Annotated in this window: 28 protein-coding genes and 1 tRNA gene; 18 read left to right on the top strand and 11 right to left on the bottom strand. The window is 67.9% G+C overall.

Features of this window, described 5'->3' with window-relative positions:
• Positions 1–11 precede the first annotated feature (11 nt).
• From prfA to ASC87_RS08840, 5 genes are all read left to right on the top strand, one after another.
• Positions 12–1,097: a peptide chain release factor 1 gene (gene prfA, locus ASC87_RS08860; protein ID WP_056659706.1), complete on the top strand. Its 1,086-nt coding sequence runs from the start codon at positions 12–14 to the stop codon at positions 1,095–1,097.
• Complete coding sequence (gene prmC / locus ASC87_RS08855; RefSeq protein WP_056659704.1) at positions 1,094–1,906, top strand: peptide chain release factor N(5)-glutamine methyltransferase; 813 nt, start codon at positions 1,094–1,096, stop codon at positions 1,904–1,906. The genes prfA and prmC overlap by 4 nt, the downstream gene beginning before the upstream one ends.
• A 184-nt stretch (positions 1,907–2,090) precedes the next feature.
• On the top strand, positions 2,091–2,714 hold the full coding sequence (locus ASC87_RS08850) for a hypothetical protein (protein ID WP_056659701.1): 624 nt from the start codon (positions 2,091–2,093) through the stop codon (positions 2,712–2,714).
• 99 nt (positions 2,715–2,813) lie between these two features.
• Positions 2,814–3,134 carry a Grx4 family monothiol glutaredoxin gene (grxD, locus tag ASC87_RS08845; protein ID WP_056659699.1) on the top strand — a complete coding sequence of 107 codons (321 nt, stop codon included), beginning with the start codon at positions 2,814–2,816 and terminating at the stop codon, positions 3,132–3,134.
• A gap of 7 nt (positions 3,135–3,141) precedes the next feature.
• Positions 3,142–3,714, top strand: a complete 573-nt coding sequence (locus tag ASC87_RS08840) for a UbiX family flavin prenyltransferase (protein WP_056659697.1) — start codon at positions 3,142–3,144, stop codon at positions 3,712–3,714.
• A gap of 25 nt (positions 3,715–3,739) precedes the next feature.
• On the opposite strand, the gene ASC87_RS08835 is transcribed toward ASC87_RS08840, so the two are convergent.
• Positions 3,740–4,378 (bottom strand): lytic transglycosylase domain-containing protein, encoded by a 639-nt coding sequence (locus tag ASC87_RS08835; protein WP_056659695.1) that lies wholly within the window; start codon positions 4,376–4,378, stop codon positions 3,740–3,742.
• On the bottom strand, positions 4,375–6,129 hold the full coding sequence (locus ASC87_RS08830) for a proline--tRNA ligase (protein ID WP_056659694.1): 1,755 nt from the start codon (positions 6,127–6,129) through the stop codon (positions 4,375–4,377). The genes ASC87_RS08835 and ASC87_RS08830 overlap by 4 nt, the downstream gene beginning before the upstream one ends.
• 129 nt (positions 6,130–6,258) lie before the next feature.
• Here ASC87_RS08830 and ASC87_RS08825 point away from each other — a divergent pair, with 129 nt between their 5' ends.
• Entirely contained in the window at positions 6,259–6,873 is a 615-nt protein-coding gene (locus ASC87_RS08825) for an RNA pyrophosphohydrolase (RefSeq protein WP_056659691.1), read from the top strand.
• Between the two features lie 19 nt (positions 6,874–6,892).
• Here the strand turns inward: ASC87_RS08825 and proB are convergent, their stop codons facing one another.
• The 4 genes from proB to rplU all read right to left on the bottom strand — a co-directional run bounded on the left by proB (position 6,893) and on the right by rplU (position 9,857).
• Positions 6,893–8,011, bottom strand: a complete 1,119-nt coding sequence (gene proB / locus ASC87_RS08820) for a glutamate 5-kinase (RefSeq protein ID WP_056659689.1) — start codon at positions 8,009–8,011, stop codon at positions 6,893–6,895.
• A complete protein-coding gene (gene cgtA / locus ASC87_RS08815; RefSeq protein ID WP_056659687.1) occupies positions 8,004–9,104 on the bottom strand; it encodes an Obg family GTPase CgtA in 1,101 nt (366 codons plus the stop codon). The genes proB and cgtA overlap by 8 nt, the downstream gene beginning before the upstream one ends.
• 150 nt (positions 9,105–9,254) lie before the next feature.
• A complete protein-coding gene (gene rpmA, locus ASC87_RS08810) occupies positions 9,255–9,509 on the bottom strand; it encodes a 50S ribosomal protein L27 (RefSeq protein ID WP_056659685.1) in 255 nt (84 codons plus the stop codon).
• Positions 9,510–9,545: 36 nt separating this feature from the next.
• Positions 9,546–9,857 (bottom strand): 50S ribosomal protein L21, encoded by a 312-nt coding sequence (gene rplU, locus ASC87_RS08805; RefSeq protein ID WP_056659684.1) that lies wholly within the window; start codon positions 9,855–9,857, stop codon positions 9,546–9,548.
• A gap of 285 nt (positions 9,858–10,142) precedes the next feature.
• Between rplU and ispB the strand changes: the two genes are divergently transcribed.
• The 12 genes from ispB (at position 10,143) to ASC87_RS08745 (ending at position 20,951) form a co-directional block, all read left to right on the top strand.
• Entirely contained in the window at positions 10,143–11,072 is a 930-nt protein-coding gene (gene ispB, locus ASC87_RS08800) for an octaprenyl diphosphate synthase (RefSeq protein ID WP_056659682.1), read from the top strand.
• Positions 11,073–11,105: 33 nt separating this feature from the next.
• Positions 11,106–11,182 (top strand) — tRNA-Pro (locus ASC87_RS08795).
• Between the two features lie 65 nt (positions 11,183–11,247).
• Entirely contained in the window at positions 11,248–11,748 is a 501-nt protein-coding gene (locus tag ASC87_RS08790) for a hypothetical protein (protein WP_056659680.1), read from the top strand.
• A 578-nt stretch (positions 11,749–12,326) separates the two neighbouring features.
• Complete coding sequence (locus tag ASC87_RS08780; RefSeq protein WP_056659676.1) at positions 12,327–13,019, top strand: hypothetical protein; 693 nt, start codon at positions 12,327–12,329, stop codon at positions 13,017–13,019.
• 24 nt (positions 13,020–13,043) lie between these two features.
• Positions 13,044–13,205: a hypothetical protein gene (locus ASC87_RS31705; RefSeq protein WP_157603922.1), complete on the top strand. Its 162-nt coding sequence runs from the start codon at positions 13,044–13,046 to the stop codon at positions 13,203–13,205.
• Between the two features lie 415 nt (positions 13,206–13,620).
• Entirely contained in the window at positions 13,621–15,345 is a 1,725-nt protein-coding gene (gene pilB, locus ASC87_RS08775; RefSeq protein ID WP_056659674.1) for a type IV-A pilus assembly ATPase PilB, read from the top strand.
• A gap of 85 nt (positions 15,346–15,430) precedes the next feature.
• On the top strand, positions 15,431–16,648 hold the full coding sequence (locus ASC87_RS08770) for a type II secretion system F family protein (protein ID WP_056659672.1): 1,218 nt from the start codon (positions 15,431–15,433) through the stop codon (positions 16,646–16,648).
• 9 nt (positions 16,649–16,657) lie between these two features.
• Entirely contained in the window at positions 16,658–17,518 is an 861-nt protein-coding gene (locus ASC87_RS08765; RefSeq protein WP_056659670.1) for an A24 family peptidase, read from the top strand.
• A gap of 19 nt (positions 17,519–17,537) precedes the next feature.
• Positions 17,538–18,155: a dephospho-CoA kinase gene (coaE, locus tag ASC87_RS08760; RefSeq protein ID WP_157603921.1), complete on the top strand. Its 618-nt coding sequence runs from the start codon at positions 17,538–17,540 to the stop codon at positions 18,153–18,155.
• Positions 18,156–18,189: 34 nt separating this feature from the next.
• Positions 18,190–18,945, top strand: coding sequence for a cell division protein ZapD (zapD, locus tag ASC87_RS08755; RefSeq protein ID WP_056659668.1), 756 nt, complete (start codon positions 18,190–18,192; stop codon positions 18,943–18,945).
• Positions 18,942–19,157, top strand: coding sequence for a DNA gyrase inhibitor YacG (locus ASC87_RS08750; RefSeq protein ID WP_056659666.1), 216 nt, complete (start codon positions 18,942–18,944; stop codon positions 19,155–19,157). The genes zapD and ASC87_RS08750 overlap by 4 nt, the downstream gene beginning before the upstream one ends.
• 30 nt (positions 19,158–19,187) lie before the next feature.
• Complete coding sequence (locus ASC87_RS08745; RefSeq protein WP_056659664.1) at positions 19,188–20,951, top strand: zinc ribbon domain-containing protein; 1,764 nt, start codon at positions 19,188–19,190, stop codon at positions 20,949–20,951.
• A 6-nt stretch (positions 20,952–20,957) separates the two neighbouring features.
• Here ASC87_RS08745 and ASC87_RS08740 read toward each other — a convergent pair whose 3' ends face one another.
• The 5 genes from ASC87_RS08740 to pncB all read right to left on the bottom strand — a co-directional run bounded on the left by ASC87_RS08740 (position 20,958) and on the right by pncB (position 26,512).
• Entirely contained in the window at positions 20,958–21,698 is a 741-nt protein-coding gene (locus tag ASC87_RS08740; protein ID WP_056659662.1) for an IclR family transcriptional regulator, read from the bottom strand.
• Between the two features lie 141 nt (positions 21,699–21,839).
• On the bottom strand, positions 21,840–22,550 hold the full coding sequence (locus ASC87_RS08735; RefSeq protein WP_157603920.1) for an NUDIX domain-containing protein: 711 nt from the start codon (positions 22,548–22,550) through the stop codon (positions 21,840–21,842).
• A gap of 4 nt (positions 22,551–22,554) precedes the next feature.
• Positions 22,555–23,601 (bottom strand): bifunctional nicotinamide-nucleotide adenylyltransferase/Nudix hydroxylase, encoded by a 1,047-nt coding sequence (locus ASC87_RS08730; protein ID WP_056659660.1) that lies wholly within the window; start codon positions 23,599–23,601, stop codon positions 22,555–22,557.
• 8 nt (positions 23,602–23,609) lie between these two features.
• The gene (locus tag ASC87_RS08725) at positions 23,610–25,310 is read right to left on the bottom strand and encodes an NAD+ synthase (RefSeq protein WP_056659658.1); all 1,701 of its coding nucleotides are present in this window, start codon (positions 25,308–25,310) and stop codon (positions 23,610–23,612) included.
• A 14-nt stretch (positions 25,311–25,324) separates the two neighbouring features.
• Complete coding sequence (gene pncB, locus ASC87_RS08720; protein WP_056659656.1) at positions 25,325–26,512, bottom strand: nicotinate phosphoribosyltransferase; 1,188 nt, start codon at positions 26,510–26,512, stop codon at positions 25,325–25,327.
• Between the last annotated feature and the right edge of the window lies 1 nt (position 26,513).

The raw sequence follows: 26,513 nt of genomic DNA, 5'->3' as shown, positions 1-26,513 counted from the left end.
CGGAGCCCTGCATGAAAGCCGCCCTTCGCCAACAATTCGAGCGCCTCGGCCTGCGCCTGACCGAACTCGACGCCACGCTCGCCGACCCGTCCATCGTCTCCGACATGACGCGCTTTCGCGCACTCACCCGCGAACACGCCGAGGTGGGTGGGGTGGTTGCCACGTTCCGCCAGTACGAACAGCGCGAACGCGACCTGGCCGCGGCACGCGAGATGCTCGGCGAGCCGGACATGGCCGAGATGGCCCGCGAGGAGATCGTGTCGGCCGAGGCCGACCTGGCCCGCCTGCACCTCGAACTGCAGGCCGCCTTGCTTCCCCGTGACCCCGACGACCGCCGCAACGCCTTCATCGAAATCCGCGCCGGCACCGGCGGCGACGAATCCGCGCTGTTCGCGGCTGACCTGCTGCGCATGTACCTGCGCCATGCCGAACGCCAGGGCTGGCGCACGGAACTGATGTCCGAAAGCACGTCCGACCTGGGGGGCTACAAGGAAGTGGTCGTGCGGATCGAGGGCCAGGACGTGTACGCAAGACTCCGCTTCGAATCGGGCGGGCACCGCGTGCAACGGGTGCCCGTGACGGAAACGCAGGGCCGCATCCACACCAGTGCCTGCACGGTCGCGGTGATGCCCGAGGCCGACGAAGCCGAGGACATCCAGATCAACCCGGCCGACCTGCGAATCGACACGTTCCGCGCCAGTGGTGCGGGTGGCCAGCACGTCAACAAGACGGACAGCGCCATTCGCATCACCCACCTGCCCACCGGCACCGTTGCCGAGTGCCAGGACGACCGCTCGCAACACCGCAACAAGGCCAAGGCCCTCGCGGTGCTGGCGGCCCGCCTGCGCGAGAAGGACCGCAGCGAACGCGCCGCCAAGGAAGCCGCCACCCGCAAAGGCCTGATCGGCAGCGGCGACCGCAGCGACCGCATCCGCACCTACAACTTCCCCCAGGGCCGCCTGACCGACCACCGCATCAACCTGACGCTGTACAAGCTCGGGGCGGTCATGGAAGGCGAGCTCGACGACGTGCTGGCGGCGCTCCAGGCCGAACGGGCGGCGCAGCAGCTGGCCGAACTCGAAGGACGCGGGTCGTGACCGTCGACGAGGCCCTGCGGGCGGCCGTCGCACGTGGTGTCGAGCGGCTCGACGCCCAGTTGCTGCTGGCCGAGGTGCTCGGGCAGCCGCGCACCTGGCTTTTCGCCCATGGCGACGACCCGCTCACCGCGGACCACCAGGCCCGGTTCGACACCTGGGCCACTCGCCGCGCGGCCGGCGAACCGTTCGCCTACCTGGTGGGCCGCAAGGAATTCCGCGGGCTCACGCTGCAGGTGTCGCCGGCCGTGCTCGTGCCGCGGCCCGACACCGAAACCCTGGTCGAATGGGCACTCGAATGCCTGGCCGGGATCGGGTCACCCTGCGTGGCCGACCTCGGCACCGGCAGCGGCGCCATCGCCCTCGCGCTGCGGGCGGCGTTGGTGGACGCCCACATCACCGCCACCGACGTGAGCCCGGACGCCCTGGCCGTGGCCCAGGGCAATGCCACCCGCCTGGGCCTCGGCGTCGAATTCGCCGCCGGCCCGTGGTGGACGCCGCTGGCCGGGCGCCGGTTCCACGTGGTGGTGAGCAACCCGCCCTACATCGCCGGGAACGACCACCACCTGGACGACCTGACCCATGAGCCGCGCCTGGCGCTCACCCCGGAAGGCGACGGCCTGCAGGCGCTGCGCGACATCGTGGCTGGCGCCCCCGGTCACCTGGAACCCCGCGGCTGGTTGCTGCTCGAACATGGTTACGACCAGGCCGGTGCCGTGGCAGAGTTGCTGCGCGACCACGGTTTCACCGAAGTGGCCACCCGGCACGACCTCGGGGGCGTCCCCCGGTGCACCGGCGGGCGTTGTATTTAGGCACCGCCCCACCGCGAACCGTGGTGTTCTCCACGCACCGCAAGGCCCCCCCTCGTCCGAATGGCCGAAGGATGCGTTCGGTGACACACAGGCGGATTCTTCAGGCGTAGGATTCCATTCAAGGGGCCAAGGTCCTACCCGGACCCCGCGCCAGACTCCACAAGAAGACTTCCCCGAGCCCATCATGCGCACCACCTTGTTGTCCGCCGCGTTCTGCATGCTCTGCACCCTGGGTGCGGTCACGCCGAGCCGAGCCGACACGGTGGGCACCACGGGCGCCTCGGCGCCCCTCGCCCCGCTCAGCTGGGGCCGCCTGCAGGGCCGCCTGGCCTTTGCCACCGACACCACCCCGCTGCGCACCGACCTGCAGGCGTCGGAAACCGCATTCAAGGTCAGCAGCCTGAGTTTCATGGGCGACTACTACCTGCGTCCGTCGCTGAGCCAGCTCACGCTGGGCGGCCTGCGTGCCACGAGCGGCATCATGTTCGGCCGGCGGTCGGCGCTGTGGGGCATGTCGTCCAACAACCTCGGCGGTTTCGGCATCGACCGCCGCAACACCGGCTACGACAGCGGCAACTACGAACACACGTCCACGCCGTACGTCGGCCTCGGTTACTCCGGCACGGGCGGCACCTACGGCAAGAGCGGCAGTTGGGGGTTCTCGGCCGACCTGGGCCTCATGTCGCTCAGCCCCGGCAACATCGGCCGTTTCGGCAAGGTGCTCGGCGGCTCGCAGAACCTCGATGACATGGTCCGCGACCTGCGCCTGTCGCCGGTGCTGCAGTTCGGCTTCACCTACGCCTTCTGATCCGCCAAGGCCAATTGCATCGCCAGCGCCTCGCGCCGGCCCGATGCCTTATCCTTGCGGGATTCACACGTTTTGACCCGGCTTGCCCGGCTACCGATCATGAGCGACGTTCAGCAACGCATCGACACCCTCGTCAAAGGCAACCGCGTGGTGCTTTTCATGAAGGGCACCGCCCAGTTCCCGCAATGCGGCTTTTCCGGCCGTGCCGTGCAGATCCTGAAGGCCTGCGGTGTGACCGACCTCAAGACGTTCAACGTGCTCGAGGACCCGGACGTGCGCCAGGGCATCAAGGACTACGCCAACTGGCCCACCATCCCGCAGCTGTACGTCGACGGCGAATTCGTCGGCGGCTCCGACATCATGATGGAGATGTACGAAGCCGGCGAACTGCAGCAAGTGCTCGGCGCCAAGGCGGCCTGACCTCCCCATGTCGAACGCGCCCGCCCGGGTGGTGGTTGGCATCACCGGGGCCACGGGCGCCGTCTACGGCGTGCGCCTGCTCGAACGCCTGAGGACTGCCGGCCGCGAAACGCACCTGGTGGTCAGTCCGGCCGGTGTGCTCAACGTGCACCACGAGCTGGGCCTCGACCGGCAGACGCTCGAAGGCCTGGCGCACACGGCCTACCACCCGTCCGACGTGGGTGCCGCCATCGCGAGCGGTTCGTTTGCCACGGCCGCGATGGTGGTGGCCCCCTGCTCGATGAAGACGCTGGCCTCGGTGGCCCACGGCTTCTGCGACAACCTGCTGAGCCGCGCGGCCGACGTCACGCTGAAGGAACGCCGCCGCCTCGTGCTGATGGTGCGCGAAACGCCGTTCAACCTGGCCCACCTGCGCAACATGACCGCCGCCACCGAGATGGGTGCCGTGGTGTTCCCGCCGCTGCCGGCCTTCTACCACCGGCCCCAGACCATCGACGAGATGGTCAACGAAACCGTGGAACGGGTGCTGGCGCTGATCGGGGTGGACAGCGCCGCACCCAAGGCCTGGGCGGGGCTCTGACCCGCGCCCCGAGACTCTCGGTCTTTCAGGCGGGCTTGTATTCCCAGGCGCGCCGCGCGCCGAACACCAGGTTCGGGTACTCGGGCTTGCCGCGGCTGCCGTTGTAGCGGCCGAGCGCCATGTACAGGTCACCGCGTTCGCGGTCCAGGTAGTGGCGCAGGATCACGCACCCGAACCGCAGGTTCGTCTGCATGTGGAACAGCCGCGCCGGTTCACCGTCGCCGATCAGGCGCGACCAGAACGGCATCACCTGCGTGTAGCCGCGCGCCCCCGCAATGCTGATGGCGTATTTGCGGAACCCGCTCTCCACCTGGATCAGCCCCAGCAGCAGTGCAGGCTCCAGGCCTGCGCGCTTGGCCTCGTAGTACACCGTCTCGAGGAACTCGATGCGGGTCACATGCTCGGCCTTGCGCTTCTTGAGCCGGTTGCTCATCTCGCCCAGCCACTTGAGGTACGTGATGCGGGCCTCGACCGAGTCGAAGTTGGGCTTCGGCGGCGCGTTGTTGGCGATGGCAGACGACAGCACCGACCGCACCGAATCGGCCAGGGGCTCCTCGGCCTGGCGGCCGGCATGGGCGGCCCCGGGGAAGACCAGCGCACCCGCGGCCCCGAACGCAAGTTGCCGCCTCGTGAGCCCCGGGCCGGCAAGACCGGCCGGGTTCATCGGCCGAGCTTGGCCTTCACGAAGGCCACGATGTCTGCGAGCGGCACCGGTTGGGCCGCCGCGTCGCGCCGGCCCTGGTACTCGACCTGGCCATCCTTCAGGCCCCGGTCGCCCAGCACCACGCGGTGTGGCACACCCACGAGTTCCCAGTCGGCGAACATGGCACCCGGGCGTTCGCCGCGGTTGTCGAGGATGACGTCCACGCCGAGGGCCTGGAGTTCACCGTACAGCGTGTCGGCCGCGGCCTGCACGTCGGCCGAGCGGTCGTAGCCGATGGGGCACAGCACCAGCTCGAACGGCGCGATCGACGCCGGCCAAATGATGCCGCGGTCGTCGTGGTTCTGCTCGATGGCGGCACCCAGGATGCGGGTGACACCGATGCCGTAGCAGCCCATTTCCATCAGCTGCGGCTTGCCCTGTTCATCGAGGTACGTGGCGTTCAGCGGCTTCGAGTACACGGTGCCCAGGTAGAACACGTGGCCCACCTCGATGCCACGCTGGATGGCCAGCGTGCCCTTGCCGTCGGGCGACGGATCGCCCTCGACGACGTTGCGGATGTCGGCCACCAGGTCGGGTTCAGGCAGGTCACGGCCCCAGTTCAGGCCGGTGATGTGGAAGTCGGGTTCGTTGGCGCCGGAGACAAAATCGCTCATGTTCGCCACGGTGCGGTCGGCCACGACCACAACTTTTTCGCGCTCGTCCGCATTCAGCCCCACCGGGCCCAGGTAACCCGGCTTGCAGCCGAAGTGGCGCTCGATCTCGGCCGCGGTGGCAAATCGGAAGCCGTGCTTCAGGCCCGGCACCTTGCCGGCCTTCACTTCGTTCAGGTCGTGGTCGCCCCGCACCAGCAGCAGGTACACCGTCACGGTGGTGTCACCCGAATCGGTCTTGGTGTCGGTGGCCAGCACCAGCGACTTCACGGTTTGCGAGAGAGGCAGCGACAACAGCTGGGCCACGTCGGCGCAGGTGCTCTTGCCCGGCGTGGGCACCTTGGTGAGCGGCTGTGACGGTGCGGCCCGCGACGCGAGCAGCGACACCGCCTCGGCCAGCTCGATGTTGGCGGCGAAGTCGGACTGCGGGTTGTAGACGAGGGCGTCTTCGCCGGTGTCGGCGATCACCTGGAATTCGTGCGACAGCGCGCCGCCGATGGCACCCGTGTCGGCCGACACGGCGCGGTACGTGAGGCCCAGGCGCTCGAAGATGCGGCAGTACGCGTCGTACATCGCCTGGTAGCTCTTCAGTGCGGCTTCCGGGTTGCGGTCGAACGAGTACGCATCCTTCATCGTGAACTCGCGGCCGCGCATGACGCCGAAGCGCGGGCGGCGTTCGTCACGGAACTTGGTCTGGATGTGGAAGAAGTTCTTCGGCAGCTGGCGGTAGCTGCGCAGTTCCTGGCGGGCGATGTCGGTGATGACTTCCTCGCTGGTGGGCTGGATGATGAAGTCGCGGTCGTGGCGGTCCTTCACGCGCAGCATCTCGGGGCCCATCTTGTCCCAGCGGCCCGACTCCTGCCACAGCTCGGCCGGCTGCACCACCGGCATCAGCAGCTCGACGGCGCCGGCGCGGGTCATCTCGTCGCGGATGATGGCCTCGACCTTGCGGATCACGCGCAGCCCCATCGGCATGTAGCTGTAGATGCCCGCCCCCAGGCGCTTGATGTACCCCGCCCGCATCATCAGCTTCTGGCTGACGACCTCGGCTTCAGCGGGGGCTTCCTTGAGGGTGGAGATGAAAAACTGGGACGCTTTCATGGGCAGGCGGAGAACAGGAAGTCAGGGATCGGATGGGCTGCACACGCTGGATCGGAGCGGGATTCTGCGGGGTTGATTCCCGTCATCGCGGTGCAATAATGATTTCAACTAGAGATTTCGAGGTTGATTATGCTCGACAGGGATGGGTTCAGACCCAACGTCGGCATCATCCTGCTCAACCCCCGTAACCAGGTGTTCTGGGGCAAGCGCATCCGCACCCATTCCTGGCAGTTCCCCCAGGGTGGGATCAAGTACGGGGAGACGCCCGAGCAGGCGATGTTCCGCGAGCTCCACGAGGAAGTGGGGCTGTTGCCCGACCACGTCCGCATCGTGGCCCGCACGCGCGACTGGCTGCGCTACGAGGTGCCCGACCACTTCATCCGCCGCGACGCCCGCGGCCACTACCGGGGCCAGAAGCAGATCTGGTTCCTGCTGCAGCTGGTGGGCCGCGACAGCGACATGAACCTGCGCGCCAGCGACCACCCCGAGTTCGACGCCTGGCGCTGGAACGAGTACTGGGTGCCGCTCGAATGGGTCATCGAGTTCAAGCGCGACGTGTACCAGATGGCGCTCACCGAACTCGCCCGGTTCCTGCCGCGCAGCAACCACCACAACCGCTACCTGCGGTCGGGCATGCGCACGCACCACCGGGACGACGGCTACGACGGCCACGACGGCCACCCGATGGATGCCCCGCACGTTCACCCCGACAGCCAGCCCCCGGGCGATGACGAACCGGCCTGAGTGCCGGTCCTTCTTGCTCTCAGGTGATGATCAGGTTGTCGCGGTGGATCATCTCGGGTTCCGCGGTGAACCCGAGCAGCCGTTCGAACTCCGACGACGGCCGGCGCGCGATGAGCCGGGCCTCCGCGGCCGAGTAGTTCGACAGGCCCCGCGCGATCTCCACACCCGCGGCGTTGCGCACCGCGATCACGTCGCCGCGCACGAAGTCGCCGGTCACCTCGACCATGCCGATGGGCAGCAGGCTCTTGCCGCCATCACGCAGCTTGGCCACGGCCCCGTCGTCCACCACCACCGCCCCACGCATCTGCAGGTGATCGGCCATCCACTGCTTGCGCGCGGCCATCTTGGCCGTTGACGCAGTGAGCGCGGTACCGATGGCCTCGCCAGCGGCCAGGCGCAGCAGCACGTCGGGTTCGCGCCCGTAGGCGATCACCGTGGACGCCCCGCTGCGTGCCGCCCGCTTGGCCGCGAGGATCTTGGTGATCATGCCGCCACGGCCGAGGCTCGACCCCGCACCGCCGGCCATCTGCTCCAGCTCGGGCAGGCCGGCCTGGGCTTCGTGGATGAACTGGGCGTCGGGGTTCTTGCGCGGGTCGGCCGAGTACAGGCCCTTCTGGTCCGTGAGGATGACCAGCGCGTCGGCTTCGATCAGGTTCGCCACGAGCGCGCCGAGCGTGTCGTTGTCGCCGAACTTGATTTCGTCGGTGACCACGGTGTCGTTTTCGTTGATCACCGGCACCACGTTCAGGCGCAGCAGCGCCAGCAGCGTGGCGCGGGCGTTCAGGTAGCGCTCGCGGTCGGCCAGGTCGGCGTGCGTGAGCAGCACCTGGGCACTGCCCATGCCATAGGCACGCAGCTGCGTCTCGTAGATCTGCGCCAGACCCATCTGCCCCACCGCGGCCGCCGCCTGCAGCTCGTGGATTTCCTTCGGGCGCGACCGCCAGCCCAACCGCTTCATGCCCTCGGCGATGGCGCCGCTCGACACCATCACCACCTCACGCCCCTGGCCCGCCAACGCCGCCATCTGCCGGCACCACGTGCCGATGGCCTCGGCATCGACGCCACGGCCCTCGTCGGTCACGAGGCTCGAGCCGACCTTGACGACGATGCGTCGAGCGTTCTTGAGGGCGTCAGTCATGGGAGGCGGTGGGAAGTGCCCTCGGGTCAGTGCTGTCGGCGGGGGCATCGAAACGCGGGTCCGGATCGTCCGGCACCACGTTCTTCAACTTGGACACGTGCTGGTAGATGGCGTGGACCAGGCCCTCGCAGCCCTCGCGCGTGAGCGCCGAGATCTGGAACACCGGACCCTTCCACTTGAAGCGCTTGACGAAGTCCTTCACGCGTTTCTCGCGTTCGTCCTCCGGCACCATGTCGAGCTTGTTCAGCACGAGCCAGCGCGGCTTGTCGTAGAGCTGGTCGTCGTACTTCTTCAGTTCGCCGACGATGGCCTTGGCCTGCGCAACCGGATCCACGCTGTCGTCGAACGGGGCCATGTCGACAAGGTGCAGCAGCAGGTGGGTGCGTTGCAGGTGGCGCAGGAACAGGTGGCCGAGGCCGGCCCCTTCGGACGCGCCTTCGATCAGGCCGGGGATGTCGGCCACCACGAAGCTCTGCTCCGGCGCCACGCGCACCACGCCCAGGTTCGGGTGCAGCGTGGTGAAGGGGTAGTCGGCGATCTTCGGGCGGGCGTTCGAGACGGCCGTGATCAGGGTGGACTTGCCGGCATTGGGCATGCCGAGCAGGCCCACGTCGGCCAGCACGCGCATCTCGAGCTTGAGCTTGAACGACTGGCCGGGCCAGCCGGGGGTCTTCTGGCGCGGCGCGCGGTTCGTGCTCGTCTTGAAGTGCATGTTGCCGAAGCCACCGTCACCGCCCTTGGCGATCAGGATCTTCTCGTCGGGCACCAGCAGCTCGGCGATCACGTTGCCGGTTTCGACGTCGGTGATGATCGTGCCCATCGGCATGCGCAGCACGATGTCTTCGGCGGCCGCGCCGAACTGGTCGGAACCCCGGCCGTTTTCACCGCGGCGGGCCTCGTGACGCCGCGCGTACCGGAAGTCGATCAGCGTGTTGAGGTTGCGGTCACCCATGGCCCACACGCTGCCGCCCTTGCCGCCGTCGCCGCCGTTCGGGCCGCCGAACGGCAGGAACTTCTCGCGGCGAAAACTCATGCAGCCGTTGCCGCCATCGCCCGCCACGACATCGATCGTGGCTTCGTCAACGAATTTCATGGTGTATCCAGACGGACACCCCTGGGCATCCGTTCAATTGAGGGGCTCGGTCTCGCATCGTAAGCGAGCCGCGCCCCAAAAAAACAAAGCCCCGGCGGACCGGGGCTTCGTTCGATCAGGCGGATGCGAAGCTGCGAAGCAGCCCCGGCATCAGGCCTTGATGTTGACGGTACGGCGGTTGGCCGAACCCTTCACCGCGAACTCGACGGTGCCGTCGGTCAGGGCGAACAACGTGTGGTCCTTGCCGATGCCGACATTGATGCCCGGGTGGAACTGCGTGCCACGCTGACGAACAATGATCGAGCCGGCCGAAATGACCTGACCGCCGAACGCTTTCACGCCCAGCATCTTCGGTTGAGAGTCGCGGCCGTTCCGTGTGGAACCGCCGCCCTTTTTCTGTGCCATCGTTTAACTCCTGCAAACTCGGGGGTTGGGCCAGACTCAGGCGTTGACGGCGCTGATCTGAAGTTCGGTGTAGGCCTGACGGTGGCCTTGCCGCTTCTGATAGTGCTTGCGGCGACGCATCTTGAAGATGCGCACCTTGTCATGCCTGCCTTGGGCCACCACGGTGGCCACAACGGTTGCGCCTGCTACCAAGGGAGTCCCGACCTTCAGATCGGCACCGGCTCCAACAGCCAGCACCTGGTCGATCGTGATCTCTTGGCCAACGTCCGCAGCAATCTGTTCGACTTTAATTTTTTCGCCGGCAACAACCTTGTATTGTTTGCCACCGGTTTTGATGAGCGCGTACATATCAGCCTTTCAGTGAAATCAGCGCCAGACCACCCGAAGGCACCCTGGAACTGCCCTGCTTGACACGCAGAGCCGAACATTCTAGCACGGGGATTTGGCCAACTGCCAGAAATTTGTGCAGCCGCGCCATGCCACACGGAACGCGTGGGGCGCCCGGAAGCTCACTCCCGGGAGGCCGTCCGGTCTTCCTATAATTTGCGATACCCAATTGAGCCCACCGTGCAGCCGCCATCCCCCTCCCCCTCCGAAGTTCCATCCGGCCACGCCGCATTCATCGCGGCGGAGATGCGCGAGGTGGATGCCGTCATCCGACTCCGGCTCGCCTCCGAAGTTGTCCTGATCAACCAGATCTCGCACTACATCATCAGCGCAGGTGGGAAGCGCCTGCGGCCCATGCTCGTGCTGCTGTTCGCCAACGCGCTCGGGTTCCAGGGCCGTGAGCGCTACGAGATGGCCGCCACCGTGGAGTTCATCCACACGGCCACGCTGCTGCACGACGACGTGGTCGACGAGTCCGACCTGCGCCGCGGCCGCCAGACGGCCAACGCGCTGTTCGGCAACGCGGCGAGCGTGCTCGTCGGCGACTTCCTCTACTCGCGCGCGTTCCAGATGATGGTCTCGGTGAACCGCATGCGTGTGCTCGAGGTGCTGGCCGACGCCACGAACGTGATCGCCGAAGGCGAGGTGCTGCAGCTGATGAACATGCACGACGCCGACCTCGCCGTCGAGGACTACCTGAAAGTGATCCGCTTCAAGACCGCCAAGCTGTTCGAGGCGAGCGCCCGGCTGGGCGCCGTGCTGGCCGGCGCGAACCCCGAGATCGAGGATGCCTGCGCGTCGTATGGCCGCTCGCTCGGCACCGCGTTCCAGCTGGTCGACGACCTGCTCGACTACGAAGGCTCCACCTCGCAGCTCGGCAAGAACGTGGGCGACGACCTGCGCGAGGGCAAGCCCACGCTGCCGCTGCTCGTGGCCATGGAACGCGCCACCCCCGACGAACGCACGCTGATCCGCCATGCGATCGAACACGGCGAGGTCACGCGCCTGGCGGAGATCGTCGAGATCGTGAGCCGCACCGGCGCACTGGACGCCACACGCGATGCCGCGCGCCAAGAGGCCGAGAAGGCCCGCGTGAGCTTGTCGATGCTTCCCCCTTCACCTCACAAGGAAGCTCTGATAGAATTCTGCGTTCGGTCGGTTGACCGCTCTTCCTGAAGCAGTCGAGCGATCTCACAAGAACGAAAACATCGGGGTGTAGCTTAGCCTGGTAGAGCGCTACGTTCGGGACGTAGAGGCCGGAGGTTCGAATCCTCTCACCCCGACCAATCCAAGCCGTTGATTCGCAAGGAACCTCCTTGCAGATCAACGGCTTTCTCATTGGCACTCCCCCATGCACCGCATCGCCGCGTTCCTCCTGTTGAGCCTCGCGGCACTGGCGTGTGCCGCGCGCGCGCCCACGGGCGCGGAGCGCAAGGCGATCCTGGATGCCGCACGCGCCGTGGCCGCGGCCAAGGCCAGCCAGCCGGTGCGGCTCAAGGTGGAGTCCCTGTTCGTCGACGACGGCTGGGCCCTGCTGCAAGGCGAGCTGTACCCGGCACCCGGCGCCACCCTCGACTGGGAACTCACGTCGTGTGCACCCGGGATGGACAAGCGGCTCTGGGTGGTCCTGAACCAGGCCGACGGGCCGTGGCAGGTGAGGCTGATCGACATCTGCGATGCCGAACCGCTCGCGTGGGGCCTGCACAATTACGGCGGCATCCAGTGGCCGTGCGGGGTGTACGAAGGCATGCTGTCGGCCGACGGCCATGACCTCGAGGCCGTGTGCCGCGCACGGCGAAAAGCCCCCTTGCGCCCCGGTGCGGCACACATCCCCGGGGTCGACCCTAGATAGGGACGGCACCATCTGCCGGGCGGTATGCCGCGGCCTTGTGCTCCGCCTCAACAGGATCTTGCCCGTGAGCGCCACGCGCATGGCACGGCGGAGGCCTGGGGTGACCATGCGGGTGACGGAATCGACCCGAGCGTGAGCATCAGCACGAGCTCCCGCGAACAGCAGCAGGCCGCCGGAGAACATGAACACGCTTCTCGCGTGAGCGGTTGAGCACCTTCGTCGCGCTGGCCTTCGTGGTGGCATTGGCCTGGGCCTCCATGGCGTCGCTCAAGCGGATGCAGCAGGACCGCGGCTCGCGGCTGGGCACGCGGGACGACAGCGAACTGCGGTTCGTGCGCGCGCTGCCGGTGGGCACTTGGACTGGCCCACCTACGACGTCAGATACGGCCTGAAGGTGCACGACCTGTCCGGCACGGGCGGCCAATGGGTTTCGGCCTGCTCGACCATCCAGTGGGTGAAGTGACCGTGGCACCACCCGTGCCGGCCGCGCCCTTTCGCTGTCCGGCCTCGGCGCCGAAGCCGCGCCGCGGCCTCTTTGATACAGTCAAAAGCTGGTTCTGACCCGCGGACGGACACCGATGCTGAAATGGCTGGCGCGCCTGACAGGCCCGCATGACCCGGACACCCGCGACGCGCATGCGCGGTTGCAGGTGTACCCCCCCTACGACGCCCCCCACGCGGGGCCGCAGACGCGATGGACCTTGGCCCAGGCCCAGGACAACCTCGACCACCTGATGCGGCACCGGGCCCACCGCATGGTGGTGCTGGGCGACTGGCTGCGCCCCGAAGGCATCGACATCCGGCCGGCGCTCGTGGGCGGCAACCCCCAACCGCTGCTCGACGCCTTGCACCAGTGGGCCAACGCCCGCTGGCCCGCGTGGCACGATCCCGCCATCGCCCACCGCGACGTGTGGCTGCGCGGCCACCGCTCGGGCAACGCGGTGGTGTACTCGCTGTTGCTTGACGTGACGCTGCTGCTGGGCGAACTGATCGTGCAGCGGCACGACGGCTATCGATGGGCCCTCGACCTGGACGAAGAGAACGGCCGCGACGGCATGCGCAGCTATCGGCGTGCCGTGCTGGAACTGCCCGCGCGCGGCCACATGCCAGCCCCCATCGTGCTCGACCTCGAGGACATGGTGGTCAGCCGCTACCTGCACCCCGAGTATGTGTCGAACCAGTTCAGGAACGTGTGGGCCGAGGTGGTGGGAAGCGCCATCTCCGGCGACCAGGAAGCGGCGTGGGCCGAAGCCCCCGGCGCGCCGCGCTGATCCTCGTCACCCCGGGCTCGCGAGATGGTCCTGCTCGTGGGCCCGGAAGAAGGCGAGCAACGGCAGCATGCGCTCGAGCCGGGCCTCGCCCGTGTGGCATGGATCGTCACGTGCGGCTGGCGCAGCACGGCGAACCAGGACCGGTTCGCCGTGGCGAGGTATTCCTCGGATGCCCGTCAACCGTGATGCGAACGCCATCGAAGCGGTCCACGGGGTCCTGGCCGACAACCCCCACACCAGCCGAAAGGCCTGATCGCCGGCGACCAGGTCGGTCATTGGCGCGGTGAACCGGCCACCCGGGAACTCGAACCGCCGATCACCCACCGCCAGGAAATGGTGCGGACCTTTGCCCAGTGGGAGGACGACCTGCCTGCGCTGCAGTACCGGTTCACCGGCGAACGCGAGGCGCTGGCGGCCTCCCTGGTACCGTCGGGGTGACCTCCACCGGCCGCCCAGCCACTTGGACGCATTTGGTTGCAGGAAATCACGGCCAGAAAGCTGCTTTTTCTGGCAAATCGTGAGGGTGGGCGAGGTTTACAGTGTTGGTCGAATCGGCGATCATGAGTCGATTCGCCCTCATTTCACCTTGTGACATAAAACCGTGCCTGTGGACACCCTTGTCGAAGCCCCCCAATCGTCGTTGTCTGGCGTCGCACGGGTTCTGGTACACGCCGGCAAGCTCAACGCCAAGACCGCCGAAGACCTCGTCAAGTCCGCCAAGGAAAAGAAGGTCTCCTTCATTTCCTCCGTGATCGCCGGCGGCGCCATCACCCCGGCCGACCTGGCGCACACCCTGTCCCATGCACTGGCCATGCCGGTCATGGACATCAACGCGGTCGACCTGCAGCGGCTGCCGCGCAACGTCATCGACGTCAAGCTGGCCACGCAGTACCAGGTGCTGGTGCTCGGCAAGCGGGGCAACCGCCTGTTCATCGGTGGCTCCGACCCCACCGACCAGGAAGCCGTCGAACGCATCAAGTTCGCCACGCAGCTGTCGCCCGAATGGGTCATCCTCGAACACGACAAGCTCGCCAAGGTGCTGGAAAGCGCCGGCATCTCCGCGGCCGAATCGCTCGACAACATCGTGGGCGGCGACTTCGAGTTCGACGTCAACGACGAAGCCTCGAACACCCCGGAACCGCAAGAGGTCACCACGGACGTCGAGGACGCGCCGGTCGTGCGGTTCCTGCAGAAGATGCTGATCGACGCCATCAACGCCCGCGCGTCCGACCTGCACTTCGAGCCCTACGAGTACCACTACCGCGTGCGCTTCCGCGTCGACGGCGAACTGCGCGAGATCACGCAGCCGCCCATCGCCATCAAAGACAAGCTCGCGTCGCGCATCAAGGTCATTTCGCGCATGGACATCGCCGAAAAGCGGGTCCCGCAAGACGGCCGCATGAAGCTGAAGTTCGGCAACAAGTCCATCGACTTCCGGGTCAGCACGCTGCCCACGCTGTTCGGCGAGAAGATCGTGATCCGGATCCTCGATTCCTCGAGCGCCAAGCTCGGCATCGAGGCCCTCGGGTACGAGAAGATCGAGAAAGAGCGCCTGCTCAAGTGCATCGTGCGTCCGTACGGCATGGTGCTCGTGACCGGCCCCACCGGCAGCGGCAAGACCGTGTCGCTCTACACCTGCCTGAACATCCTGAACCAGCCGGGGGTGAACATCTCCACGGTGGAAGACCCGGCCGAAATCAACTTGCCGGGCATCAACCAGGTCAACGTGAACGACAAGGCGGGGCTCACGTTCTCCGCCGCGCTGAAATCGTTCCTGCGGCAGGATCCCGACGTCATCATGGTCGGCGAAATCCGGGACCTGGAAACTGCCGACATCGCCATCAAGGCCGCCCAGACCGGCCACATGGTGATGTCCACGTTGCACACCAACGACGCCCCCACCACCCTCACGCGGTTGCTGAACATGGGCGTGGCCCCGTTCAACATCGCGTCGAGCGTGCTGCTGATCACCGCCCAGCGGCTGGCCCGCCGCCTCTGCGAATCGTGCAAGGCCCCGGCCGAGTACCCCCGCGAGGCCATGCTGAAGGCCGGTTACAAGGAAGCCGATCTCGACGGCTCCTGGAAACCTTACCGTGCCGTGGGCTGCTCCGCGTGCACGAATGGCTACAAAGGCCGGGTCGGCATTTACCAAGTGATGCCCATCAGCGAAGAGATCCAGCGCATCATCCTGTCCGAGGGCACCTCGATGGACATCGCCGAACAGGCCCGTCGCGAAGGCATCCGCGACCTGCGCCAGTCCGGGCTCGTGAAGGTCCGTGGCGGGTTCACCACGCTCGAAGAGGTGATCGCCGCGACCAACGAGTGATCGGCCGCGGCACCCCCGGATCCATCAGCACAATACCGAACGACAACCTAAACGGGACGGGAACACTGTATTTCCCGGAGAGACCATGGCAACAGCAGCAGCCGTCAGAGAGAAAGAGTTCGTTTTCGAGTGGGAAGGCAAGGACAAGAACGGCAAGGTTGTCCGTGGTGAAATCCGGGCCGGTGGCGAAGCCATGGTCAGCGCCACGCTGCGCCGCCAGGGCATCCTGATCAAGAAGGTGAAGAAGCGCCGCACCAGCGGCGGCAAGGCCATCAAGCAGAAGGACATCGCGGTCTTCACCCGCCAGCTGGCCACCATGATGCGTGCCGGCGTGCCGCTGCTGCAGTCGTTCGACATCGTGGCCCGAGGCAGCTCGAACCCCCGCATGACGAAGCTGCTGATCGACATCCGCACCGACGTTGAAACCGGTACCAGCCTGTCGTCGGCGTTCCGCAAGCACCCGCTGCACTTCGATTCGCTGTATTGCAATCTGGTGGAGGCCGGCGAAGCCGCCGGTATTCTCGACACGCTGCTCGATCGCCTGGCCATCTACCAGGAAAAGACGATGGCGCTGAAGAACAAGATCAAGTCGGCGCTGATCTACCCGGTGGCCGTGCTGGTCGTCGCATTCGTCGTGGTCGTCGTGATCATGCTGTTCGTGATCCCGGTGTTCGAGAACGTGTTCCAGTCGTTCGGCGCCGACCTGCCCGCCCCCACCATGTTCGTGATCGGCATGTCCAAGGTGTTCACCCAGTACTGGTGGGCCATCTTCGGTTTCCTGGGCGGTGGCACCTACTTCTTCTTCGAATCGTGGAAGCGTTCCGAGAACATGCAGCGCTCCATGGACCGGCTGCTCCTGAAGGTGCCGGTGTTCGGCCCGCTCGTGAACAAAGCCGCCGTGGCCCGCTGGACACGCACGCTGTCAACGATGTTCGCCGCTGGCGTGCCGCTGGTTGAAGCGCTTGACTCGGTGGGCGGCGCCTCCGGCAACGCCGTGTTCAAGGACGCCACGGAACAGATCCAGAAGGACGTCTCCACTGGCGCCAGCCTCACGTCGTCGATGGAGACGACCGGCGTGTTCCCGAACATGGTGCTGCAGATGACCGCCATCGGCGAGGAATCCGGTGCGCTGGACGGCATGCTCGGCAAGGCCGCCGAGTTCTACGAGCAGGAAGTGGACGAGGCCGTGGCCGGCCTGTCGAGCCTGATGGAACCGTTCATCATCGTGATCCTGGGCACCATCATCGGCGGCATCGTCGTGTCGATGTACCTGCCCATCTTCAAGCTCGGGGCCGTGGTCTGATCCGCCGTGATGGAATGGCTTTCGTGGTTGCCCACTGACATCGCGGCCAGCACCTGGTTGCTGGCCCTGGTGGGCCTGTGCATCGGCAGTTTCCTCAATGTCGTGATCTACCGGCTCCCCCTTCGGCTCGAACGCGAGTGGAAGGCGGAGAGCGCAGAGTTCCTGGACGTGAAGGTCGACCTGCCCGAGCCGGTCACCCTCTCCCGCCCACGGTCACGGTGCCCGTCCTGCGGGCACGCCATCGCGTGGTACGAGAACATCCCGGTGGTGAGCTACCTCGTGCTGCGCGGACGCTGCTCGGCGTGCAAGACACGCATCTCGCCCCGCTACCCGCTCATCGAACTGGCCACCGGCGCGCTGTTTGCGGCGGTCGCCTGGCGCTTTGGCGAGCAACCCGTGGCCTGGGTGTGGTGCGGGTTCGTCGCCATGCTGATCGCGATGGCCGGCATCGACTGGGACACCACGCTGCTGCCTGACAACCTGACCCTGCCGCTGCTCTGGGCCGGCCTCATCGCCAGCACGCTCGGGTGGACCGTGCCGCTGCCGCAGGCCATCTGGGGCGCCGTGGCCGGGTACCTGTCGCTCTGGGTCGTCGCCAACGTGCACGCGCGCCTCCGCGGCGAAATGGGCATGGGCAACGGCGACTTCAAGCTGCTCGCCGCCCTCGGCGCCTGGCTCGGCATCAAGATGCTGTTGCCGGTGGTGCTCGGCGCCTCGCTCGTTGGGGCCGTGGTGGGCATCGTCCTGAAGCTCACTGGCGGGCTCCGCGAGGGCAAGTACGTGCCGTTCGGCCCGTTCCTGGCCGGCGGCGGCCTGGTGGTGATGCTGGCCGGGCCGGAACGCGTGGCAGGTTGGCTCGGCTGGCGCTGAGAGACTGAGCATCTCGCCCGTGGTGACCCACCCGCTCCAGATCGGCCTCACGGGCGGCATCGGCAGCGGCAAGAGCACGGTGGCGGCCATGCTGGTGGCCCATGGGGCGGTGCTGATCGACACCGACGCCATCTCGCGCAGCCTCACGCGGCCGGGGGGCCTGGCCATCGAGCCGCTGCGCGCCGCCTTCGGCGATGACCTCATCGCCCCCGACGGCGCCATGGACCGCGCCCGCATGCGCGAGCACGTGTTCGCCGATCCCACCGCCAAGGCCCGCCTCGAGGGCATCCTGCACCCGCTCATCGGCCTCGAATGCAACCGCCAGGCCGATGCCGCCGGCGACGCCGTCCGGGTGTTCGACGTGCCGCTGCTCGTGGAATCGGCCCGCTGGCGGGCCCGGGTGGACCGCGTGCTGGTGGTCGATTGCCGGGAAGAGGTGCAGGTGGCCCGGGTGCTGGCGCGCTCCGCGTGGGCGCGCGACACGGTGCTGGCCGTCATCGGACAGCAGGCGAGCCGCGCTGCACGCCGCGCCGCGGCCGACGCGGTGATCTTCAACGACGGCATCGGGCTGGAAGAGCTTGCCGCCGAGGTGGCTTCGTTGTGGCAGCGCTGGTGCCCTGTGGAACAATGGCGCTGAAGCGATCGGTGTTGATCGAGCAGAAAGCCACCACTTGGTCCTCTACGAATACCCCTTCAACGAAAGCATCCGCACCATGCTCCGGCTCGAACACCTGTTCGACCGGCTGGGCCGGCTGCTGCCGCGAGACGAAGCGGTCGACCACCACTACGCGCTCGCCACGCTGTTCGAGATCATGGATGTCTCGTCGCGCGCCGACCTGAAGTCCGACGTCCTGAAAGACCTCGAGCGCCAGCGCACCCAGTTCAACAGCTACCGCGGCAACCCGGCCATCGCCGAAGACGCACTCGACGGCGTCATCCGCCGCATCGACCACGCGTTCGACGGGCTGAACACGCTTGCCGGCAAGGCAGGCCAGTCCCTCAACAGCAACGAATGGCTGATGAGCATCCGCAGCCGCATCAGCATCCCCGGCGGCACCTGCGAATTCGACCTGCCGGCGTACTACGCGTGGCAGCAGCTCGACCCGGCGCGCCGCCGGGCCGACCTGAACGGCTGGGTCGGCACCATGATGCCGCTCGCCGAAGCCCTCAAGCTCGTGCTCGCGCTGCTGCGCGACTCGGGTGTGCCGCACAAGGTGATGAGCCAGGGCGGCCAATACCAGCAAAGCCTGCCGGCCGGCCGCGTGTACCAGCTGCTGCGCCTGCGCATCGACCCTTCCCAACAGCTCGTGCCGGAGATCAGCGGCCATCGCCTGATGGTGCTCGTGCGCCTGATGCGCCAGGACGCCGAGGGCCGCCTGCGCCCTACCGGTGCCGACGCGAGCTTCGAGCTCACCTTGTGCACATGACCGTCCCTTCGATCCCGCGCCGCATCGTCGCCTGTCCCCGCTGCCGTGGCGACAGCGTCTACGCCGCCGAAAACCCGTTCCGCCCGTTCTGCAGCGAACGCTGCAAGAACAACGACTTTGGCGCCTGGGCCAGCGAAAGCTACCGGCTGGCCGCCAAACCCCCCGCCCCGGAAGACGACGACCCGGACGCCCCGTTCCGCACCGACCGCTGACCTCTGACCGCAGCCCTGCCTGGAGCCCCGATGGCCTACGACTACAGCTCCGAATCCAAACTGCTGGAGCTGCCCAACCCCTACCGGCTTCAGAACCACCTGCTGTGGCTGTGCGCCGTGGTGCTCGTGCTGGCCGGCGTCACCGGCCTGTGGTGGGCACGCGGAGCCGTGCAGGACCAGGCCTGGCGCCTCGTGATCGCCCCGCTGCTGACCGGTGTGGCCATGCTCGTCGCGGGTCTCGCGTGCGCCGCCACGGCGGCACGGCGGCTGCGGTTCTTCTTCGGTCGCGGCCGGCCGGCACCACTCGCCCCCGAGATTCCCGCGGGCGCGGTGGGTGGCTCGGCCTCGGCCGACCGGGTCAAGGAGATGCTGCGCCAGGGAGGCATCACCTACCCTGAACCGCAAGGTGCCGTGGAAGGCCTGCTGTACCACTGGGCGCCCACGCTGATCACGGCGCCGCAAGAAGTGCAGGACCTGGCACGCCGGCACGTGTTCAACCTGGCGGCCATCGCGGCCACGCTCGTCAGCTTCCTGGTGTCGTGGGTGCTGTTCGGCACGGGCAGCACCCGGCCGTGGATCGGGTTCCTGTACTTCGCGTTCGGCTTCTTTTTCCTCGCCCGGCCAGTGCTCACCCAGCAACGCGCGCGCCTGAGCGCCGCCTCGCTGGTGGGCCTCGTTGTCACCGCCATCGTGGGCCCGGTGCTCGTGGCCTGGCTCGCGCCGCGGCTGCCGTCCACCGGCGGCTTTTCGCTCAACACCCAGACCTTCGTGATGCTGGGCACTGCCCTCGTGGCCTGCGGGCTCGCGATGGCCGCGGTGCTGGCGCAGGTGGACCCGTCCCCGCAGACACGCACGAGTGTCGAGCAGGGCCGCCTCTCGATGAACGCGCCGCCCGCCCTGCTGATGGACGAACTGGACCGGCTGCTGCAGTCCGAATGGACCGAGCGCATCCCGAACCGGCGCTACGCGCGAATCGACCCGCTCACGCCGGCCACGTCACCGTCGGGCAGTTTCGCGGGCGAGCTGTTCGAGGAAACCCAGCCGCTGCCGGTGGCGGGCACGAAGGCGCCAACGTTCGGCGCGGCCCTGGGCACGCCACGCCACCGGTTCGTGCTGCTGCTCGACCTGTACGGGGTGGTGCTGGTGTGCGTGGCCGTGGGCATCGCGCTGCATTTCGTGCGTGGCTTCGACGTGCAAGCCGGCTGGCGCGGCAACCCGCTGTCGCTGATCGGCAGCGCGGGCATCCTCGCCTTCGTGGCCGCGTTCTGCTTCCAGTCGGCCTCGCGGCTCTGGGGCCGCTTCAACTTCGAATCGGTGCTGGTGTGGGTCGAGATGGCAGGCAACTGGCAGACGTCGCGCGTGGGCACCGGCAACAGCTTCACGAGCCGCCTCAATACGCAGAACGACGTGGTGCGCACCGAGGCCATGACACTGCGTGTCTGGCGTGCCCGCATCGAGTCGGTGGTGTTCGGCAAGGATGCGGGCCGCCAGGTCACCGCGATGTTTTCCACGGAACGCGAGGCCAAGGCGCTCGCCGTGCACCTCGCCCAGTTCGGGCAGTCGCAGAGCGTGCTGGTCACCCCGGGGTCCGCCGAGGACCATGCCCGCTTCGCCACGCTGCGTGCCGGTGAAGACCTGCTGGGGCAACCCACCGCGGCCCAGCTGGCCCACGAACAGCACGTGGCCACGGCACTGACCGCCATGCCGGCAAAACACTGCACCGCGTGCGGCGCAGGCGCGGCATCGGCGGAAGCGAAGTTCTGCGCGCGCTGCGGCACGGCACTGCCGGCCTGATGGCGCTCACGCCCGGCGGCGGTCCATCGGGGCCAGCGCCCCGGGCCAACGCCCACCGAGCGATCGGGTGGCCGTTTCGGCGGCGGTCAGCAGCAACATGCTCATGCGCTGCACCGCATGTTCCGAAAAACGCTCCAGCGGACCGGACAGCGACAAGGCGCCCAGCAGCAGCCCGGATGGCCCGAACACCGGGCTCGCGATGGCCGCACACAGCGGGTCGCGTTCGCCATGCGACGTGAACACGAGTGGCGCCTTGGCGCTGGCACCTTGCGCGAACGCCGCGAGGGCCCGGCCGCCCGCGCCCTTGTCGAGCGGCAGCACATCGCCCTCGCGCACGCGGTCGAGCGTGGCGTGGGGTGAGTCGATGCGGAAGAGGCACAGCCTGGTGGTCTTGCCGTGCAACACGTGGAACGACGGGCTTTCGGTGTGCTGGGTCACCAGCCACTCGAGCACCGGATACACCCCGTCGCGCAGGCCGTAGGTCTGGTCGAATGCACGGCCGAACAAGAACGCGAGCGGACCGAGGGCGTAGCGCCGGTCGCTGCGGTGCACGACCAACCCGCTGCGCTGCAGCGACGCGAGCAGGCGCAGCAGCGTGCTCTTGTACATGCCCGTGAGCCGGGCCAGGTCGGCCAGCGTCAGCGTGGTGCTGGACTGGGCCAGCGCCGACGCGATGGCGAGAGCCCGGTCGACCGCGGCAACACCGTCACCGGGCACGAACGTCGCATCTGCGGGGATCTTGGGCATGGCGGCACTTCCGTTGCACGGAACGGCCCCGTCCGTTCGGGCCGTGCGAGCCCAGGCAGTGAACGAGTGTTGATCAATTCGAGGATGCCAGACCCCGGCGTCCCCTGCCCTCCGGAGACACCCTGATGTGCAACGCGGCGTTCAGGCGCCGTTGCGCGGGCTGAACGTGCGCGGAAACACCACCGGCCCGGTGCGGCGTTTCAACCGGTAGCCCATGGGCGGGCGCTTGGTGCCGCGGTCGATCTGGCCCGTCTCCACGAGGAAGTCGGCCGCGAGCATGCGGGTGCGAAAGCCGCTCTTGTCCACCGGCCGCCCCAGCACCACTTCGTACGCCTGTTGCAACTCCGGCAACGTGAACGGTTCGGGCAGCAGGAACGCAGGCAGCGACGTGTACTCCGCCTTGCCGCGCAGGCGCTCGACCGCCGCGCGCAGGATCTCCGCGTGGTCGAACGCCAGGCGGGGGCGGCGGAGCACGGTGTTCACCGCGAACCAGCCCACATCGGCGGCGTTGGCCCCTTTCGACAGCGCCACGCCGCCCCCGTCGATCAACGCGAAGTGCACGTGGGTGGCCGACCAGCCGCGGGGATCGCGCGTGGCACTGCCCCAGCTGCCCAGCTGTTCCAGGTACGGGCTCTGCACGCCGGTCTTCTCGCGCAGCTTGCGGCGCGCGCAGGCTTCCAGGTCGGTGTCCCGCACGACGTCCACATAACCCCCCGGCAACGCCCACAGGCCGGCGAACGGTTCGCCGGGGGCGTCGGGCCGCTGCACCAGCAGCACGTTCAGCACGCCGTCGTGCACCGCGAAGATGGCCAGGTCGACGGTGGTGAACGGTTTCGGGAAGTCGGCGGCCATCGGTTCAGCGGGCCGTGAGGCCCAGGAAATGGTCGAGCATGTGGAAGTGGTCGTCGTGGAAGCGGTCCTCGAGTGCGGCCAGGTCGGCGACGGGCACCCAGTCGGCCGACAGCGCGTCGTCGGCACCGGCCACCTCGGGCAGCTCCCGGTCACCGAGGTCGAAGCAGTGGGCATGCGTGATGGTGCGTCCGCGCTGGCTGCGGTCGGGGTGATCGAACACGGCCACCGCCGTCAGCGCGCGGCGCATGGTGGCGTCCAGCAGGCCGAGGCCCGTCTCCTCCTTCAACTCACGCACGGCCGACTGGTACACCGTCTCGCGCGCCTCGATGAAGCCGCCCGGCACCGCGTACAGCCCCTTGCCGGGCGCCTGTCCGCGCCGCACCAGCAGCACCCGGCCGGCGCAGCGCACCACGGCGTCGACCGTCACGAACACCGGCGGGTACGGGGCCGCCGCCCACGCGGTCTTGTACTGCTGCAACATGCGCCACTCGTCGGCGAGCTCGGCGAAGTGCGGCAGCGCCACCCACGCGCGCAGGAAGTCGAGCGTGGTGGCCGGGGCGTGTTCGACCAGCGCGGCGAGCGTGGCGTCGATCGAGCGCGCCGGGGCGCCGAACAGCGCGTCGCGCAGCGCCGTGCCGTCGGCCGCGGTGACCCGCGCCACCGGCACCACCGACCAGCCGGCGAACGCCTTCAGGTAGTCGCTGGTGGCATCCTTGAAGTGCCCCACGAGTGCCACCGACACCGGCGGCCCCGCGAGCGCCTTCACGCCGGCCTGCACCGCCGCCACCCAACGTGCCTCGTCGTAGTAGTCGCGCACCGGCAGGAAATCGACCCGGGCGCGGTCGCCCTCGTCCAGCGCGAGCCGCACCATCTCGGCCCGCTCGCGCCACGTGAACGGATTCTTGGGCGACCGGGCCTGGTGGGCCGACCCGATCACGAGCACCACACGTGGCGCCACGGACAGCGCGTGTTTCAGCAGCGCCAGGTGCCCCAGGTGGAACGGCTGGAAACGGCCCACGTACACGGCCACGTCGACACTGGAATCTGCCATCTCGGACCTCACGCGTGAAAGGCCGCGATGGGCATCTGCCGGCCGCTGCCAAAAGCGCGCGACCGCACGCGGATGATGGGCGGCGATTGCCGGCGCTTGTACTCGCTGCGGGCCACCATGCCGCGGATGCGTGCCACCAGCGCAGGGCCCTCGGGCGTGGCCAGCAGCTGCTGCACCACCGCCTCGGCCTGCGCGCGTTCCCACGTGGCCAGCCGCCCGCCTTCGATCTCGACCTTCAGGATCTCGTCGAGCAGCGGGTACGGCGGCAGGCTGTCGGTGTCCTTCTGGTCGGGGGCCAGTTCGGCCGACGGCGGCTTGTCGATGATGGCCACCGGAATGAGTTCGCGGCCGGCCGCCTCGTTGAGGTGGCGGCACAGCGCGAACACCTCGGTCTTGAACAGGTCGCCGAGCAGGCCGAGGCCGCCGTTCGTGTCGCCGTACAGCGTGCAATAGCCCACCGACAGTTCCGACTTGTTGCCCGTGGTGAGCAGCATGTGGCCGAAGCGGTTGGAGTGTTCCATCAGGATGGTGCCGCGGATGCGGGCCTGCAGGTTCTCGAGCGGCAGCCCCGCCAGCGGCGTGCCGAACGTGGCCTCGAACTGGCGCGCGTAGGCGGTCACCAGCTCGGCGATGGGGTGCCGGTGCAGCCGCACGCCGAGGTTGTTGCACAGCGTCACCGAGTCGTCCACCGAACCGCTCGACGAAAACGACGACGGCATCGTGATGGCCTCGACGTTCCCGGCCCCCAGCGCATCCACCGCGAGCGCCAGGGTGAGCGCGCTGTCGATGCCACCCGACGACCCCACCACCACCTGCTTGAAACCGCAGCGGCGCGTGTAGTCGCGCAGGCCCAGCACCGTTTGTGCGCGGTAGAACGCCATCGTGGAGAGGCCCTGCGCCGCGACGGGCGGCAGCGCCTCGCCGCCGAGCGCGAGGAAGCGGCCGTTGTCGAACCGCAGCGTCACGGTGTCCTCGACGAACCGCTGCGCCTCGAACGTCACGCCGCGATCGGGCTCGACCGCGAACGAGGCCCCGTCGAACACGATCTGGTCTTGCCCGCCCACCTGGTTCACGTACAGGAGCGGCAGGCGGTGCCGCGTGCTCGCCTGGCCGAACACCTGGTGGCGCTGTTCGCGCTTGCCCACGTTGGACGGGCTCGCGTTGATGGACACGACGAGGTCGGGCGCCGCGTCGCCGAGACGGGTGAACGGGTTCACGAGGTAGTCCTCGCCGCTGTCGTTCCAACCGTCCTCGCAGATCATCAGGCCCACCTGGGTGGTGCCGATGCGCAGCACGCGGGCCACGTCGGGGCCCGCCGCGAAGTGGCGCTGTTCGTCGAACACGTCGTACGTGGGCAGCAGCTGTTTCGCGTACTGCGTGACCAATTCGCCGCCGGCCACCACCAGCAGCGCGTTGTGCAACTTCTTGCCGGGGCCGTCGCGGCGCACCGGCGCCCCCACCACCCAGTGCAGGCCAGGCAGCTGGCGCGACGCGTCCTTCAGTGCCTGCAGGCCCGCGTCCACGCGGCGCAGGAAACCCGGCTCCTCGAGCAGGTCGCCGGGGTAGTAGCCGGTGAGGGACAACTCCGAGAACACGACGAGGTCGGCGCCGTCGACCGCGGCGCGGCGGGCCGCCTCGATCATCTTGCGCGTGTTGCCTTCGATGTCCCCGACGAAGTAGTTGAGCTGGGCGACCGTGATGTGCAGCATGCCGTCTCCTGTTGTCATGCGGTGATGCCGAAAACCTGGCGCAGGTAGGCGAGGAAGGTTTCGTCCTCGCACAGCGTCTTGCCGGGGCTGTCGGACAGCTTGGCCACCGGCTGGCCGTTGCAACGGGTGAGTTTCATCACGATGTTGAGTGGTGTGTGGCCCACGTCGTTGCTGAGGTTGGTGCCGATGCCGAACCCAAGCTGCACGCGGTCGGCGAAGTGGCGGTGCAGCCGGAAGGCCTCGGGCAGGTCGAGCCCGTCGGAGAACACGAGGCGCTTGGTGTTCGCGTCGATGCGCAGCTTCATGTAGTGCGCGAGCGCTTTTTCGCCCCACACCACCGGGTCACCCGAGTCGTGGCGCAGGCCGTCGAACAGTTTCGCGAAGTACAGGTCGAAGTCGGCCAGGAACGCGTCCATGCCCACCACGTCGGTCAGGGCCACCCCCAGGTCGCCGCGGTACTCCTGCACCCAGTTCTCGAGCGCGAAACGCTGGAAGTCGCGCAGGCGCACGTCGAACGCCTGGTACGACTGCAGGTACTCGTGGGCCATGGTGCCGATAGGCACCAGGTCGAGTTGCTGCGCGAGCCGCACGTCGGACGTGCCCTTGAAGTACTGCGGCACGCGGCGCTTGAACGTTTCCACCACCTCGGCGTGCCACGCGCGGGAGAAGCGCCGGCGCACGCCGAAGTCGAAGAACTCGAACGGGTGGCGGCGGGCGGGCTCGTCGCCGAAAGCCTCCAGCAGCGCCACCTTCGCCTCGAGCCGGCGGCGGCCCTCGGCCAGCGACGGTGCGGCTTCCACGCGGCGGAAGTACAGCTCGTTGACGAGCGCCAGCACGTAGATCTCGAACGCCATCACGTGCACCTGCGGGCCCTCGGCCACGATGCGCAGCGTGGCGCCGTCGGCCGTGGCCGACACGAAACGCCGCTGGAAGCGGAAGATGCGCAGGAAGTCGACGAAGTCGGGCTTGATGTAGCGCAGCGCGCCGAGGTACGCGAGTTCATCTTCCGAGAACGACAGCGAACACAGGTGATCGAGCTGCTCGTTCACTTCCGGCAGCAGTTCCGACAGCGGGAAGGCTGGCGTGTTGCGGCACACGAAGCGGTATTCCGCCTGGGCCTGCGGGTGGCGGTGCAGCATCGTCTGCCACATCGAGAACTTGTAGAGGTCGGTGTCGAGCAGGCTCTGGATCACGGGGGTCATG

This window comes from Rhizobacter sp. Root1221 (assembly GCF_001425785.1).
Classification (GTDB): Bacteria; Pseudomonadota; Gammaproteobacteria; order Burkholderiales; family Burkholderiaceae_C; genus Rhizobacter.
This window is presented reverse-complemented; position numbering and strand designations above follow the sequence as displayed.

Bases quoted from the DNA above. Each gene is read 5' to 3' on its own strand.
- ASC87_RS08730 (WP_056659660.1), bottom strand. From the start codon at position 23,601: ATGGCAGATTCCAGTGTCGACGTGGCCGTGTACGTGGGCCGTTTCCAG.
- grxD (WP_056659699.1), top strand. From the start codon at position 2,814: ATGAGCGACGTTCAGCAACGCATCGACACCCTCGTCAAAGGCAACCGC.
- ASC87_RS08825 (WP_056659691.1), top strand. From the start codon at position 6,259: ATGCTCGACAGGGATGGGTTCAGACCCAACGTCGGCATCATCCTGCTC.
- ASC87_RS08765 (WP_056659670.1), top strand. From the start codon at position 16,658: ATGGAATGGCTTTCGTGGTTGCCCACTGACATCGCGGCCAGCACCTGG.
- ASC87_RS08750 (WP_056659666.1), top strand. From the start codon at position 18,942: ATGACCGTCCCTTCGATCCCGCGCCGCATCGTCGCCTGTCCCCGCTGC.
- ASC87_RS08850 (WP_056659701.1), top strand. From the start codon at position 2,091: ATGCGCACCACCTTGTTGTCCGCCGCGTTCTGCATGCTCTGCACCCTG.
- ASC87_RS08840 (WP_056659697.1), top strand. From the start codon at position 3,142: ATGTCGAACGCGCCCGCCCGGGTGGTGGTTGGCATCACCGGGGCCACG.
- ASC87_RS08735 (WP_157603920.1), bottom strand. From the start codon at position 22,550: ATGGCCGCCGACTTCCCGAAACCGTTCACCACCGTCGACCTGGCCATC.
- ASC87_RS08835 (WP_056659695.1), bottom strand. From the start codon at position 4,378: ATGAACCCGGCCGGTCTTGCCGGCCCGGGGCTCACGAGGCGGCAACTT.
- proB (WP_056659689.1), bottom strand. From the start codon at position 8,011: ATGACTGACGCCCTCAAGAACGCTCGACGCATCGTCGTCAAGGTCGGC.
- ASC87_RS08745 (WP_056659664.1), top strand. From the start codon at position 19,188: ATGGCCTACGACTACAGCTCCGAATCCAAACTGCTGGAGCTGCCCAAC.
- ASC87_RS08780 (WP_056659676.1), top strand. From the start codon at position 12,327: ATGCTGAAATGGCTGGCGCGCCTGACAGGCCCGCATGACCCGGACACC.
- ASC87_RS31705 (WP_157603922.1), top strand. From the start codon at position 13,044: ATGGTCCTGCTCGTGGGCCCGGAAGAAGGCGAGCAACGGCAGCATGCG.
- ispB (WP_056659682.1), top strand. From the start codon at position 10,143: ATGCGCGAGGTGGATGCCGTCATCCGACTCCGGCTCGCCTCCGAAGTT.
- prfA (WP_056659706.1), top strand. From the start codon at position 12: ATGAAAGCCGCCCTTCGCCAACAATTCGAGCGCCTCGGCCTGCGCCTG.
- rplU (WP_056659684.1), bottom strand. From the start codon at position 9,857: ATGTACGCGCTCATCAAAACCGGTGGCAAACAATACAAGGTTGTTGCC.
- ASC87_RS08770 (WP_056659672.1), top strand. From the start codon at position 15,431: ATGGCAACAGCAGCAGCCGTCAGAGAGAAAGAGTTCGTTTTCGAGTGG.
- rpmA (WP_056659685.1), bottom strand. From the start codon at position 9,509: ATGGCACAGAAAAAGGGCGGCGGTTCCACACGGAACGGCCGCGACTCT.
- cgtA (WP_056659687.1), bottom strand. From the start codon at position 9,104: ATGAAATTCGTTGACGAAGCCACGATCGATGTCGTGGCGGGCGATGGC.
- ASC87_RS08790 (WP_056659680.1), top strand. From the start codon at position 11,248: ATGCACCGCATCGCCGCGTTCCTCCTGTTGAGCCTCGCGGCACTGGCG.
- ASC87_RS08740 (WP_056659662.1), bottom strand. From the start codon at position 21,698: ATGCCCAAGATCCCCGCAGATGCGACGTTCGTGCCCGGTGACGGTGTT.
- ASC87_RS08725 (WP_056659658.1), bottom strand. From the start codon at position 25,310: ATGCTGCACATCACGGTCGCCCAGCTCAACTACTTCGTCGGGGACATC.
- pncB (WP_056659656.1), bottom strand. From the start codon at position 26,512: ATGACCCCCGTGATCCAGAGCCTGCTCGACACCGACCTCTACAAGTTC.
- ASC87_RS08830 (WP_056659694.1), bottom strand. From the start codon at position 6,129: ATGAAAGCGTCCCAGTTTTTCATCTCCACCCTCAAGGAAGCCCCCGCT.